The following is a 13,563-nucleotide window of genomic DNA, read 5'->3' on the forward strand; positions in this document are numbered from 1 at the left end:
ACGCGGCATGGCTGGATCAGGCTTTCGCCCATTGTCCAATATTCCCCACTGCTGCCTCCCGTAGGAGTTCGGGCCGTGTCTCAGTCCCGATGTGGCTGATCATCCTCTCAGACCAGCTACGGATCGCGGCCTTGGTGAGCCATTACCTCACCAACTAGCTAATCCGACATAGGCTCATCCGATAGCGCAAGGTCCGAAGATCCCCTGCTTTCCCCCGTAGGGCGCATGCGGTATTAGCTTGGGTTTCCCCAAGTTATCCCCCACTACCGGGCAGATTCCTATGCATTACTCACCCGTCCGCCGCTCGACGCCTGGAAGCAAGCTTCCATCGTTTCCGCTCGACTTGCATGTGTTAGGCCTGCCGCCAGCGTTCAATCTGAGCCATGATCAAACTCTTCAGTTTCAAAGCTTGATAGTGCATTGAGTGCACCAAACTTGGTTCAAGATTCAAACGTCTCTTGACGAGTCGCTTGTCTTGATATTCAGTGACTGGTCACCGACATCCCGACAAGCGCCCACATGAATTACCTGATCGATTGTTAAAGAGCTGCTCTTCCGTTTGGGATAGAGCGTCTTGCGTTGCCGTGGCGGCTGCCCCGGCGCCTCGCAAGGAAGGCGTATTCTACGTGATCGGCGCTTCGTGTCAACCCTGCGTTTCGCTGCGTTCGAAGCGAACTGGGCGACCGATGCATTGGCTCAAGCTGTCCGAGCCAACCTCCGATCGAGTGGGGCGCATTCTACCGAATCCGCTGAGCTTGTCAACCGGGCGTTTTCGATGTCTTTCGAAAAACCCTCGGCAAAACAAGCACTTTTGCCACTCATCACCGCCTGCAACGTTGCCCGTCGCCGGCAGCGGATGCGTACTTTACGGATTCTCTCGGCACCGCGCAAGCCCCTTGCATCAAAAAAATATAGTCCAGGAACTTCGCGCTTACCAAGACTATTTATCGCTATGCCGTTTCAGCATCTCCCCGTCCGCGGCAGAGGCTAGGTCAACATATCGAGAAAGCGATTGACGGGCATCGCCTCGAGCCGTGGCCGGTCCCGGCACAGCTCGAGGATCCGGGCACAGCGCGCGGATGGGAAGCGCGTGGCCAGGTGGTGACGAAACTTCGCTTCGAGCAGCGGGATTCCCTCGTCCCGCCGGCGCCGATGGCCGAGCGGATACTCGACTTCGACCCGCTCGGTAGCGCTGCCATCTGTGAAAACCACCTGAACGGCATTGGCGATGGCACGCTTGTCCGGATCGAGATAGTCACGCGAATAGCTCGGCTCCTCAATCACCTCCATCTTTCCGCGCAGCGCGTCGATGACAGGATGGGCGGCATGGAAATCGTCCTCGTAATGCTCGGCGGCCAGCTCGCCGAAGACCAGGGGCACGGCGATCATGTACTGAAGGCAGTGGTCGCGATCGGCCGGATTGGCCAATGCGCCTTCCTTGGAGATGATGCGGATCGCCGACTCATGGGTGGTGATCACGATGCGCTCGATCTCATCAAGGCGATCCTTGACCTGTGGGTGTAGCGCCACCGCTGCCTCGCAAGCGGTCTGGGCGTGGAACTCCGCGGGGAAGGCGACCTTGAACAGGATGTTCTCCATCACGTAGCTGCCAAATTCACGCTGGAAGCGGAAGCGCCGCTCGCTCTCGGGCTTGATGGCCAAATCCCGATTGGCGTGGCTGAACGAGACATCATAGAACCCCCATTGGGGAGCGCTGAGCACGCCGGGTATGCCCATCTCGCCGCGCATCGCGATATCCGCCAGGCGCACGCCGCGAGAGGTCGCATCCCCAGCGGCCCAGCTCTTGCGCGAGCCGGCGTTGGGGGCATGGCGGTAGGTGCGCAAGCTCTGACCATCGGCGAAGGCATGGGACAGGGCAGAGAGCAGCTGCTCGCGATCGGCGCCCATCAGCCTGGCGGCCACGGCGGTGGAGGCGACCTTGACCAGCACCACGTGATCGAGCCCGACCCGATTGAAGGCGTTCTCGAGCGCCAGCACGCCCTGGATCTCGTGGGCCTGGATCATGGCCTCGAGCACGTCTCGCATGGTCAGCGGCGCCTCGCCTCGCGCCAGGCGCACCTGGGAGAGATGATCGGCCACCGCCAGGATGGCCCCGAGATTGTCGGAGGGATGCCCCCACTCGGCGGCCAGCCAGGTGTCGTTATAGTCGAGCCAACGCACCAGGGCACCGATGTCCCAGGCCGCCTTGACTGGATCGAGACGAAAGGCGGTGCCCGGCACTCTTGCACCATGAGGAACCTGGGTTCCTTCCACCAACGGCCCAAGATGCTTGGTGCATTCGGGAAAGCGCAGCGCCAGCAGGCCGCAGCCCAGGGTATCCATCAGGCAATAGCGGGCGGTGTCGAATGCCTCTTCGATGTCGAGGCGATGATCGAGCACATAGTCGGCGATACGCTGCAGCTCGTCGTCGTAGTCCGGCCGGATATTGGCTTCCACGGTAGCGCTCATGCTGCTCTCCTGTCGCAACGTCGGATGGCCTTTCCTCACTATAGAGGAGCGCGCCCCGGGCAAGTCCGGGGCGCGGGGTCGGTCACTGCGGGATCAGAAGCTATCCTTGGGTATGCGCACCCAGCCCTCCATCAGTACCCGGGCGCTGCGGCTCATGGTGGCCTTGAGCGCGGTCCAGCCCCCGCCGTTCTGGCGAGCCTCTGCACCGACCCGCAGGGTCCCGGAGGGATGGCCAAAGCACACGGAAGTGCGCTCACCACCGCCGGCGGCGAGGTTGACCAGAGTGCCCGGCACCGCCGCCGCACTGGCAATGGCCACCGCGGCCGTGCCCATCATGGCATGGTGCAGCTTGCCCATGGACATCGCCCGCACCAGCAGGTCGATCTCGGCGGCGGCGACCGCCTTGCCGCTGGAGGCGACATAGTCCGCGGGAGGCGCCACGAAGGCCACCTTAGGCGTGTGCTGCCGCTGGCCCGCCTCCTCGGGCCGGGCGATCAGCCCCATGCGCAGCGCCCCCTGGGTGCGGATCGCCTCCAGTCGCGCCAGCGCTTCGGGATCGCCATTGATCGCTTCCTGAAGCTCGGTGCCCTGATAGCCAAGCGCCTCGGCCTCGACGAACACCGTCGGGATGCCGGCATCGATCAGCGTCGCCCGCAGCGGGCCGATGCCGGGCACCTCGAGCTCGTCGACCACCTGACCGGTAGGAAACATGGCGCCCTCCCCGTCCGCGGGGTCCATGAAGTCCACCGCCACCTCGGCGGCCGGGAAGGTCACGCCGTCGAGTTCGAAGTCGCCGGTTTCCTGGACCTCACCGTCGGTGATCGGCACATGAGCGACGATGGTCTTGCCGATATTGGCCTGCCAGATGCGGACCTCGACGACGCCGTTGTCGGGGAGGCGTTCGGCCTCGACCAGGCCGTTGCTGATGGCAAAGGGCCCCACCGCGGCCGAGAGATTGCCGCAGTTGCCGCTCCAGTCGACGAAGGGCGTGTCGATGGAGACCTGACCGAACAGGTAGTCGACGTCGTGGTCCGGGCTCTGGCTCTTCGACAGGATCACCGTCTTGCTGGTGCTCGAGGTGGCGCCGCCCATGCCGTCGATCTGCTTGGCGTAGGGGTCGGGGCTGCCGATCACCCTCAGCAGCAGGGCATCGCGGGCCGGGCCCGGCTCACGGGCGGCCTCGGGCAAGTCGTCGAGGCGGAAGAACACGCCCTTGCTGGTGCCGCCGCGCATATAGGTGGCGGGAATGCGAATCTGGCTCATGCGCTGGTCGCCTCCTCACTGTCCTTTCCTTGCAGGAAGTCCTCGGCGAAGCGCTGCAGCACCCCACCCGCCTGATAGATAGAGACCTCCTCCGCGGTATCCAGGCGACAGATCACCGGCACGCGCTCGCTCTCACTCGCGCTCCCGCCAGCAGAGCGGTGAATCACCAGCGTCAGCGTCGCGCCCGGCGCCGGCGCGCCCTCCACGTCGTAGGTCTCGGTGCCGTCGAGCGCCAGCGTATGTCGGGTCGTGCCGGGCTCGAACTGCAGCGGCATGACGCCCATGCCGATCAGATTGGTACGGTGGATGCGCTCGAAGCCCTCGGCGACGATCGCCTCGACGCCGGCCAGCGCCACGCCCTTGGCAGCCCAGTCCCGCGACGACCCCTGGCCGTAGTCGGCCCCGGCGATGATGATCAACGGCTGGCGACGTTCCATATAAGTCTCGATGGCCTCCCACATGCGGGTGACCTTTCCTTCCGGCTCGATCCGCGCCAGTGAGCCCTGGATCACTTCGCCGCTTTCATTGCGCACCATCTCGTTGAACAGCTTGGGGTTGGCCAGGGTCGCACGCTGGGCGGTCAGGTGGTCGCCGCGATGGGTGGCGTAGGAGTTGAAGTCCTCCTCCGGCAGGCCCATCTTCGCCAGGTACTCGCCGGCGGCGCTGTCGGCCATGATGGCGTTGGATGGCGACAGATGATCGGTGGTGATGTTGTCCGGCAGGATCGCCAGCGGCCGCATGCCCCTGAGCCCGCGCTCGGCCGCCATGGTGCCCTCCCAGTAAGGCGGTCGGCGGATATAGGTACTCTGCGCCCGCCAGTCGTAGAGCGGACTCTCGGCGGGTTCCACGGCATCGAGATCGAACATCGGGATATAGACCTCCCGGAACTGCTCCGGCTTGACGTACTCGCCGACGATGGTGTCGATCTCCTCGTCCGTAGGCCACAGGTCCTTGAGGGTGACCGGCTTGCCGTCGGGATCAAAGCCCAGCGCGTCCTGCTCGATGTCGAAGCGCACAGTGCCGGCGATGGCGTAGGCCACCACCAGCGGCGGAGAGGCCAGGAAGGCCTGCTTGGCATAGGGGTGGATGCGACCATCGAAGTTGCGGTTGCCGGACAGCACGGCCGTGCTATAGAGGTCGCGATCAATGATCTCCTGCTGGATCTTCGGGTCCAGGGCGCCGGACATGCCATTACAGGTGGTGCAGGCGTAGGCGACGATGCCGAAGCCGAGCTTCTCCAACTCCGGCAGCAGGCCGGCCTCCTCCAGGTAGAGGCGCGCGACCTTCGATCCCGGCGCAAAGGAGGACTTCACCCAGGGCTTGCGCACGAGGCCCAGCGCATTGGCCTTCCTGGCCAGCAGGCCGGCGGCCACCACGTTGCGCGGATTGGAGGTGTTGGTGCAGCTGGTGATGGCGGCGATGATCACCGCACCGTCGGGCATCCGCCCCTCGCTCTCCTCTACCAGCGCCTTGTCATGATCGATAGCAATGCCGCGCTCGTGCAGTGCACGGGTCGGCAGCCGACGATGGGGGTTGGACGGGCCAGCCAGGTTGCGCTCCACGGTGGAAAGATCGAACTCCAGCACCCGGGCATACTCGGCGCCGGCCAGGTCATCGGCCCACAGACCAACGGTCTTCGCGTACTGCTCGACCAGCGCCACCTGCTCCGGCTCGCGGCCGGTCAGCCGGAGGTAGTCGAGGGTCTGGTCGTCGATGTAGAACATCCCCGCCGAGGCCCCGTACTCCGGCGTCATGTTGGAGATGGTGGCGCGGTCGCCGATGGTCAGGCTAGCCGCGCCCTCACCGAAGAACTCCAGATAAGCCCCCACCACCCGCTCCTGGCGCAGGAACTCGGTGATCGCCAGCACGATATCGGTGGCGGTGATGCCGGGCTTGCGCCTGCCGGTCAGCTGGACGCCGACGATGTCGGGCAGGCGCATCATGGAGGGGCGGCCCAGCATCACGGTCTCAGCCTCGAGGCCGCCGACGCCGATGGCGATCACCCCCAGGCTGTCGATATGCGGAGTGTGGCTGTCGGTGCCCACGCAGGTATCGGGAAATGCCACACCGTCGCGGGCCTGAACCACCGGCGACATCTTCTCCAGGTTGATCTGGTGCATGATGCCGTTGCCGGCGGGAATCACGTCGACATTCTCGAAGGCGGTGCGCGTCCAGTCGATGAAGTGGAAACGGTCCTCGTTGCGACGATCTTCCACCGCCCGGTTCTGCTCGAAGGCGTCCTGCTCGAAGCCGGCGTGCTCCACGGCCAGGGAGTGGTCGACGATCAGTTGAGTCGGCACCACCGGATTGACCTTGGCCGGATCGCCGCCGCGCTCGGCGATGGCATCGCGCAGGCCGGCCAGGTCGACGAGTGCCGTCTGGCCGAGGATGTCATGACAGACCACCCGGGCCGGGTACCAGGGGAAGTCCAGGTCGCGCTTGCCGTCGATGATCTGCTCGAGGGCGGCGTCGCGCAGGCCCGGCTCGCAGCGACGCACCAGTTGCTCGGCCAGCACCCGGGCGGTGTAGGTCAGGATGTCGTAGGCGCCGGGGCGCAGCGCCTCGACCGCCTCGCGGGTATCGAAGTAGTCCAGCCCGGTGCCGGGCAGGGGCTTGCGGTAATCGGTATTCATGGCGTGGCCACCCTCGGATCGGGTCGTGGAAATGGAAAGAGGCAACGGCGGAGGTGATCCAGCCGTGGTTCCAGGAGTACTGGCCGTCGACAAGCCTTCGCGAGGGCGCTGTGAACCCATCCCTGGGTGCTACCTTTGCCCTGCGGCGCTTTAGCATCCTGCACCGCTTGCAGGTCCTGGGCCGGCCATCCATGGCCGACCCGTTCGGCGGGAAGAACATTCACTGGATGTTCTTCGTTTTCCGCCTCATCCCTGGCGTAGGACCCTCGCTGCGCCTTGCCCCCGGCGTCACTCGGTCAAGAGTTGAGTCAGTCGCGCTCTTCCAGCGGCACCCACTCGCTGTGCTCCGGCCCGGTGTAGTCGGCGCTCGGGCGGATGATGCGGTTGTTCTCGCGCTGCTCGAAGACGTGGGCGCACCAGCCGGTGACCCTCGAGCAGACGAAGATCGGGGTGAACAGCTTGGTGGGAATATCCATGAAGTGATAGGCGCTGGCGTGGAAGAAGTCGGCGTTGCAGAACAGCTTCTTCTCGCGCCACATCACTGCCTCGACGCGCTCGGAGACCGGATAGAGCACGCTGTCGCCCACATCCTCGGACAGCTGCTTGGACCACTTCTTGATGATGGCGTTGCGCGGGTCGGACTCGCGGTAGATGGCATGCCCGAAGCCCATGATCTTGTCTTTCCGCTCGAGCATGCCGAGGATCTCGCGCTCGGCCTCCTCGGGGGACTGCCAGTTCTCGATCATCGCCATGGCGGCTTCGTTGGCGCCGCCGTGCAGCGGACCGCGCAGCGAGCCGATGGCGCCGGTCACGCAGGAATGCATGTCGGAGAGCGTCGAAGCGCAGACCCTGGCGGTGAAGGTCGAGGCGTTGAACTCGTGCTCGGCGTAGAGAATCAGCGAGACGTTCATCACCCGGGCGTGCAGCTCGGAGGCCGGCGCGCCGCGTAGCAGGTGCAGGAAATGGCCGCCCACCGAGTCGTCATCGGTCTCGGTACCGATGCGCACGCCGTCGTGGCTGTAGCGATACCAATAGCAGATGATCGAGGGCAGCGCCGCCAGCAGTCGGTCAGAGACATCCTGCTGCTGATCGAAGCTCTCCTCGGTCTCGAGGTTGCCGAGCATCGAGGCACCGGTGCGCATCACATCCATGGGGTGGGCGTCGGCCGGAATCTGCTCGAGCACGGTCTTCAGCGCCGGCGGCAGGCCGCGCAGGCCTTTGAGCTTGGTGACGTAGGCGTCGAGCTCGGCCCGGTTCGGCAGCTTTCCCTTGAGCAGCAGATAGGCCACCTCCTCGAAGCGTGCCTTGTCGGCCAGTTCGGCGATGTCGAAGCCACGATAGGTCAGGCCGGCACCGCTTTTGCCGACGGTGCACAGGGCGGTGGAGCCGGCGCTCTGGCCGCGCAGGCCGGCGCCGCCGATCGGTTTATCTGCCATGGTGTCTCTCCTTATTCTGCGTGAGCTTGGCTTGGTGTTGTTGTTGGAATGCGGTTCGGGACGCGCTTATGCGTCCTCGCCCTTGTCGGCAAAGAGCGCATCGAGCTTGCGCTCGAAGTCGTGATAGTTGAGGAAATCGTAGAGCTCCTCGCGGGTCTGCATCAGCTCGACCACGTCACGCTGGTGGCCCTGGTCGTGGATGCTCTGATAGACCTTCAGTGCCGCAGCGTTCATGGCACGGAACGCGGACAGCGGGTAGAGCACCATGCGACAGCCGACCTCGGCGAGTTCCTGCTGGGTGAACAGCGGGGTGGCGCCGAACTCGGTGATGTTGGCGAGTATCGGCGCGTCCAGGCGATCACAGAAGGCGCGGTAGTCGTCCAGGGTATGCACGGCCTCGGCGAAGATGGCGTCGGCACCGGCTTCCAGGCAAGCGTTGGCGCGCTCGATGGCGGCCTCCAGCCCCTCCTTCTGGAAGGCGTCGGTGCGGGCGATCAGATAGAAATCCGGATCGACGCGTGCGTCGGCGGCGGCCTTGATGCGATCGACCATCTCCTGCTGGGAAACGATCGCCTTGTTCGGCCGATGACCGCAGCGCTTCTGGGCCACCTGGTCCTCCAGGTGCACGGCCGCTACCCCGGCGCGCTGCATCTCCTTCACCGTGCGCGCGATATTGAAGGCGCCGCCCCAGCCGGTGTCGATGTCCACCAGCAGCGGCAGGTCGGTGGCGCCGCAGATGCGATGAGCGTCCTCGACCACATCGTTCATGGTGGTCATGCCCAGATCCGGCAGGCCGAAGGAGGCGTTGGCCACGCCGCCGCCGGACAGGTAGATCGCCGGATGGCCGACGCGCTCGGCCATCATCGCGGTGTAGGCATTGATCGTGCCGACGATCGGCAGCGGCCGGTGGGCCTCGAGGGCGGCACGAAAGCGGGCGCCGGGGGTCGCTTGAGTCATGGAATTCTCCGGTCTGTGGTGGCGGGGCCCGTCATGGGGACGTCGCCGGTTCCTGGTCGAGGACGGCCGCGTAGCGCTCGACGACGTTCTCCCGCGAGGCGCTGACGTGACGCCGCATCAGCAGCTCGGCGAGCTCGGCGTCGCCAGCCTCGATGGCATCGACGATGCGATGGTGCTCGACGAAGGCCCGCTGAGGACGCGAACCGCTGGCGCTGAACTGGGTGCGATACAGCCGCACCAGGTAGTAGAGGTCGTCACACAGCATGCCCATCAACATCTTGTTGTGGCTGCCCTGGACGATGCGGTAGTGGAAGTCCAGGTCGCCCTCGCGCTGGTAGTAGGCCTCGCCGCGGCTCAGGTCGCTCTGCCGCTCGTGGAGCGCCAGCACCTCGCGTAACCCGGCGATCTCCTCGGCGGTCATGTGCTCGGCGGCAATCCGCGCCGCCATGCTCTCCAGGGCCTCGCGGACGTCGAACAGCTCGAGCAGTTCCTTGATCGACAGCTTCACCACCCGCGCGCCCACGTGGGGCACCCTCTCGATCAGGCGATGCGCCTCGAGGCGTCGCATTGCCTCGCGCAGCGGCCCCCGCGAGATGCCATAGGTGCGCGACAGGCCGGGCTCGGTGATCTTGCTGCCGGGCGCCAGCTCGCCGCGCACGATGGCGTCCTGCAGCTGCTGGAAGACCCGCTCCGCCAGGGTGCGGACTTCGGGGGCGTTGGCCGTTGGGGTCAGGGCGTTGGTCATGGTGATTGTCGACAATTAAGTGGTTTAGGCACTGTAGCCAGTGGCGCTCAAAGGGTCAATACGGCACATGATCGCATTTATTCCCCTTTGGTTGTAAACAACCAAGCGATTGGTAGGTCAAACACCGCCTCGATCGCGGCTGCGTTGACGAGGCGTCGTCGCCAGGCGTCGAGGCGACGGGACAAAGCCTGCCATGGGGCCTAGAATGTGCCGCCTGTTGAGGGAAACGCTATCGATGACATCACCACTCGAGATCACCCCCCTGCCCTATCGGGACTCTCCCCTGGCAGCTTTCACCGCCCTGCGCCGACGCCCGGACGCCGTGTTGCTCGACAGCGGCCGGCCGGCCGCCCCGGGCGGTCGCTACGATATCCTCTCCAGTGATCCACTGAGCGTGCTGGAAATCGACGCCGCGGGCCGCTGTCACGGCGATGATGCCCTGCCCGCGGATATCCCTCCCTTCGCCGCGCAGCAGGCGCTGCTCGAGCGCCTGTCGCGCGACGTGCCCGACAGCGACCTGCCCTTCCTTGGCGGCCTGATCGGCTACTGGAGCTACGACCTCGGCCGCTGCCTGGAGCCGATCCCCGGCCGGGCGAGGCCCGCGGCCGGCCTGCCGGCGGCCCGGGTCGGCCTCTATGACTGGGCACTGATCCTGGATCATGAGCGCCGGGAAGCCTGGCTGGTGGCCAGCCCGGAGCGTCGTGCCCAGGTGCTGAGCTGGCTGGAGGCCTCCACTGACGAAGACGATGGAGACACCGACGAGGACTTCCGCCTGACCGACGACTTCGCGGCGGAGATGAGCCGCGACGATTACCTGGCACGCTTCGACGCCGTGCAACGCTACATCCGCGCCGGCGACTGCTACCAGATCAACCTGGCCCAGCGCTTCAGCGCGCCCTACGAAGGCGACCTGTGGACGGCCTACCGCCGCCTGCGCCGCGCCACCCCCACGCCCTTCTCAGGGTTTTTGGCCTGGGGGGATCGGGCCATCCTGTCGATGTCGCCGGAGCGCTTCCTGCACTGCGCCGAGGGCCGGGTCGAAACCCGGCCGATCAAGGGCACCCGGCCCCGCGGAGCCACGCCGGAAGAGGACCATCGGCTGGCCGAGGAGCTCTCGGCGAGCGTCAAGGACCGCGCCGAGAACGTGATGATCGTCGACCTGCTGCGCAACGACCTCGGCCGGGTGTGTCGCCCCGGCACGGTGCGAGTGCCACAGCTGTGCGGTCTGGAGAGCTACGCCAACGTCCATCACCTGGTCAGCGTGGTGACCGGCGAGCTGGGCGAGCAGCACTCGCCGCTGGCGCTGCTGGCCGCCGCCTTCCCCGGAGGCTCGATCACCGGCGCACCCAAGGTGCGTGCCATGCAGATCATCGACGAGCTGGAACCCTCGGCGCGCAGCGCCTACTGCGGCAGCCTCGGCTACGTCGACGTACGCGGTCACATGGATACCTCCATCGCCATCCGCACCGCCGTGGCCGACCGCGGCCGGCTGCACCTGTGGGGCGGCGGCGGCCTGGTGGCGGATTCCGAGGGCGAGGCGGAATACACCGAGACCCTGGACAAGATCCGCCACCTGATGGCGGCGCTGAGCGATCCCGACTGACCTCGGTTCGCTTGCCCCGCGGTTACGCGCTCGAATAATCCGCCATGGAATAACAAAAATGCGCTTTTAATCCTTAGCGGAATAAACACCCAAGCAATCGGTATTGGGGCCGCTCATGGCGGCTCTGCTAGGGTAGCCTCATCGAGAACATCATTCTTCTGGGAGGCGCTCATGGAGCCGCAACTCGACGTCATCAATCGCGACCTGGGCCAGGACCCCGAGGCCCTGGTTCGCTGGGCCCTGGAACAGGGCAGCCGGCCGATCGTGACCACCAACTTCCGCCCCTTCGAGGCGGTGATCCTGCACATGGTCAGCCGGGTGCGTCCGGACATTCCGGTGGTGTGGATGGATCACGGCTACAACACCGAGGCCACCTATCGCTTCGCCGATGCCGTGGTGAAGCAGCTCGGCCTCCACCTGGTCAGCTACATCCCGCGCCGGACCCGAGCCCATCGCGAGGCCGTCGAGGGCCCCATGCCGGGCATCGACGATCCGCGCCACGCCGCCTTCACCGAGGAGGTCAAGCTCGAGCCCTTCAATCGCGCCCTGAGCGAGATGGCGCCGGATGTCTGGTTCACCGCGCTGCGCGCCGAGGACACCCCGGAACGCGCCAAGATGGACCCGGTCAGCCTGAATGCCGACGGCCTGCTGAAGGTCGCCCCGCTGCTGCACTGGAGCGCCCGCGACATGTACCAATACCTGCAGGCTCACGGGCTGCCCAACGAGTTCGACTACTTCGACCCCACCAAGGTGGAAGAGAAGCGCGAGTGCGGCCTGCACCTGCAGCACTGAGTCGACAACGCCCCTGAACGCCAGCACCCGTCCATCCGGACGGGTGCTGGCGTTGTGACGGAATGGTGTCGCGCTAAAGGGTCCGCGGGTCAGCGCATCGGCAGTTCGATGTCTTCGAACAGCGCCTGCTCGTGCCGCGGCCCTGCGGCCAGGGCGGCATCCACCAGGTCACGCTCCAGATGGCCGGCGAACCCCTGCAGAAAATCGTACATGAAGCTGCGCATGAAGGTGCCTCGCCGGATGGCGATCTTGGTGGTGGAACTCTCGAACAGGTGTCCGGCATCCAGCGCCACCAGGTCGGTATCCAGCTCCGGATCCACCGCCATGTGGGCGACGATTCCCACGCCCATGCCGAGGCGCACGTAGGTCTTGATGACGTCGGCGTCGGCGGCCGTCAGCACCACGTTGGGCGTGAGCCCCCTGCCACGGAAGGCATCGTCGAGCTGAGAGCGGCCGGTGAAGCCGAATACGTAGGTCACCAGCGGATACTCGGCCAGGGCCTCCAGCGTCAACGACTCCAGCGCGGCCAGGGGGTGCCCCTGGGGCACCAGAACGCAGCGATTCCAGCGGTAGCACGGCAGCAACACCAGGTCGTTGAACAGCTCCAGGGACTCGGTGCAGATGGCGAAATCCGCCTGGCCCTCGCTGACCATCTGGGCGATCTGCTTGGGCGTGCCTTGCTGCATGTGCAGGGCGACGTCGGGATACGTGCGGGTAAACTCGCGAATCACCGGCGGCAGCGCATAGCGCGCCTGGGTATGGGTGGTGGCGATGGACAGACTACCGCGGCGCTCGTCGCTATGCTCCTGGGCGACGTGCTTGATATTCTCGGTGAGGCGCAGCACCTGGCCGGCCAGGTCGATGATCGCCTGGCCGGCCGGCGTCACACGGGTCAAGTGCTTGCCGCTGCGAGCGAAGATCTCCACCCCCAGTTCGTCTTCGAGCAGACGAATCTGCTTGGAGATACCCGGCTGGGACGTGTAGAGGCTCTGGGCGGTGGCCGAGACATTGAGGTTGTGTCGCGAGACTTCCCAGATATACCTCAACTGCTGGAGCTTCATAGTCGCCCCTCCCTGCCGACTGTCGCACTGTCAAAAGACCATTGTGAAATAAAAATATCATCCATAATTACTTTATAGCATAGCAATTCAGGCGACACACTCCCCCACGGAAGACGGCATTCCCCGGCACGGGATTTGCCAGCATCCTAACCGACCGCTAACATCGAGCGACCAAGCATGCATGACGGCATGTACGACCATCCGCGCAAGATGCGCACCGCAGTAACTGGAGAATCCCATGGCCAACAACGTCGATGTCACCAATGCCAACTTCGAGCAGGAAGTCCTCAACGCCGATACGCCGGTGCTGCTGAAGTTCTGGGCCCCCTGGTGCGGCCCCTGCAAGGTCATGGCACCGGTGGTCGACGAGGTCGCCGAGGAACGCGAAGGCAACCTCAAGATCGTCAGCATCAATGTGGATGACGCCCCGGAAATCGCCGCCGAACAGGGCGTGCGCGGCGTTCCCACCGTGATGCTGTTCAAGTCAGGCGCCAAGGTCGCCTCTCTGGTCGGCGCCCAGTCCAAGTCACAGCTGACGCAGTTCATCGATCAGAACGCCTGATCGACGGCCGACGACTCCACGACGCCCCGGTGATTCACCGGG

10 protein-coding genes and 1 rRNA gene are annotated in these 13,563 nt (G+C 65.3%); 3 read left to right on the forward strand and 8 right to left on the reverse strand.

Going from position 1 to position 13,563, the window contains the following annotated elements:
* The 7 genes from ACGTN6_RS17750 to ACGTN6_RS17780 all read right to left on the reverse strand — a co-directional run.
* A 16S ribosomal RNA gene (locus ACGTN6_RS17750) occupies positions 1-403 on the reverse strand; the annotation flags it as partial.
* Positions 404-987: 584 nt separating this feature from the next.
* Complete coding sequence (gene prpD, locus ACGTN6_RS17755) at positions 988-2,469, reverse strand: 2-methylcitrate dehydratase (RefSeq protein ID WP_394594182.1); 1,482 nt, start codon at positions 2,467-2,469, stop codon at positions 988-990.
* Positions 2,470-2,562: 93 nt separating this feature from the next.
* A complete protein-coding gene (gene prpF / locus ACGTN6_RS17760) occupies positions 2,563-3,732 on the reverse strand; it encodes a 2-methylaconitate cis-trans isomerase PrpF (protein WP_394594185.1) in 1,170 nt (389 codons plus the stop codon).
* A complete protein-coding gene (gene acnD / locus ACGTN6_RS17765; RefSeq protein ID WP_394594188.1) occupies positions 3,729-6,365 on the reverse strand; it encodes a Fe/S-dependent 2-methylisocitrate dehydratase AcnD in 2,637 nt (878 codons plus the stop codon). Before acnD ends, prpF begins: the two co-directional genes overlap by 4 nt.
* A gap of 308 nt (positions 6,366-6,673) precedes the next feature.
* Positions 6,674-7,801: a bifunctional 2-methylcitrate synthase/citrate synthase gene (gene prpC, locus ACGTN6_RS17770; RefSeq protein WP_394594191.1), complete on the reverse strand. Its 1,128-nt coding sequence runs from the start codon at positions 7,799-7,801 to the stop codon at positions 6,674-6,676.
* Positions 7,802-7,867: 66 nt separating this feature from the next.
* Positions 7,868-8,758 carry a methylisocitrate lyase gene (prpB, locus tag ACGTN6_RS17775; RefSeq protein ID WP_394594194.1) on the reverse strand — a complete coding sequence of 297 codons (891 nt, stop codon included), beginning with the start codon at positions 8,756-8,758 and terminating at the stop codon, positions 7,868-7,870.
* Between the two features lie 31 nt (positions 8,759-8,789).
* Positions 8,790-9,503 (reverse strand): GntR family transcriptional regulator, encoded by a 714-nt coding sequence (locus ACGTN6_RS17780; RefSeq protein WP_394594197.1) that lies wholly within the window; start codon positions 9,501-9,503, stop codon positions 8,790-8,792.
* Between the two features lie 235 nt (positions 9,504-9,738).
* On the opposite strand from ACGTN6_RS17780, the gene pabB reads away from it, so the two are divergent.
* Positions 9,739-11,106 carry an aminodeoxychorismate synthase component I gene (gene pabB / locus ACGTN6_RS17785; protein WP_394594200.1) on the forward strand — a complete coding sequence of 456 codons (1,368 nt, stop codon included), beginning with the start codon at positions 9,739-9,741 and terminating at the stop codon, positions 11,104-11,106.
* A 171-nt stretch (positions 11,107-11,277) separates the two neighbouring features.
* A complete protein-coding gene (locus ACGTN6_RS17790) occupies positions 11,278-11,898 on the forward strand; it encodes a phosphoadenosine phosphosulfate reductase domain-containing protein (protein WP_394594203.1) in 621 nt (206 codons plus the stop codon).
* A gap of 89 nt (positions 11,899-11,987) precedes the next feature.
* Here the strand turns inward: ACGTN6_RS17790 and cysB are convergent, their stop codons facing one another.
* Positions 11,988-12,959 (reverse strand): HTH-type transcriptional regulator CysB, encoded by a 972-nt coding sequence (gene cysB, locus ACGTN6_RS17795; protein ID WP_394594206.1) that lies wholly within the window; start codon positions 12,957-12,959, stop codon positions 11,988-11,990.
* A gap of 238 nt (positions 12,960-13,197) precedes the next feature.
* Here cysB and trxA point away from each other — a divergent pair, with 238 nt between their 5' ends.
* Complete coding sequence (gene trxA, locus ACGTN6_RS17800; protein WP_126487061.1) at positions 13,198-13,521, forward strand: thioredoxin; 324 nt, start codon at positions 13,198-13,200, stop codon at positions 13,519-13,521.
* The last annotated feature ends 42 nt before the right edge of the window (positions 13,522-13,563 follow it).

Source organism: Halomonas sp. B23F22_20 (assembly GCF_043496985.1).
Lineage (GTDB): Bacteria > Pseudomonadota > Gammaproteobacteria > Pseudomonadales > Halomonadaceae > Halomonas.

Bases quoted from the DNA above. Each gene is read 5' to 3' on its own strand.
- prpD (WP_394594182.1), bottom strand. From the start codon at position 2,469: ATGAGCGCTACCGTGGAAGCCAATATCCGGCCGGACTACGACGACGAG.
- prpF (WP_394594185.1), bottom strand. From the start codon at position 3,732: ATGAGCCAGATTCGCATTCCCGCCACCTATATGCGCGGCGGCACCAGC.
- acnD (WP_394594188.1), bottom strand. From the start codon at position 6,365: ATGAATACCGATTACCGCAAGCCCCTGCCCGGCACCGGGCTGGACTAC.
- prpC (WP_394594191.1), bottom strand. From the start codon at position 7,801: ATGGCAGATAAACCGATCGGCGGCGCCGGCCTGCGCGGCCAGAGCGCC.
- prpB (WP_394594194.1), bottom strand. From the start codon at position 8,758: ATGACTCAAGCGACCCCCGGCGCCCGCTTTCGTGCCGCCCTCGAGGCC.
- ACGTN6_RS17780 (WP_394594197.1), bottom strand. From the start codon at position 9,503: ATGACCAACGCCCTGACCCCAACGGCCAACGCCCCCGAAGTCCGCACC.
- pabB (WP_394594200.1), top strand. From the start codon at position 9,739: ATGACATCACCACTCGAGATCACCCCCCTGCCCTATCGGGACTCTCCC.
- ACGTN6_RS17790 (WP_394594203.1), top strand. From the start codon at position 11,278: ATGGAGCCGCAACTCGACGTCATCAATCGCGACCTGGGCCAGGACCCC.
- cysB (WP_394594206.1), bottom strand. From the start codon at position 12,959: ATGAAGCTCCAGCAGTTGAGGTATATCTGGGAAGTCTCGCGACACAAC.
- trxA (WP_126487061.1), top strand. From the start codon at position 13,198: ATGGCCAACAACGTCGATGTCACCAATGCCAACTTCGAGCAGGAAGTC.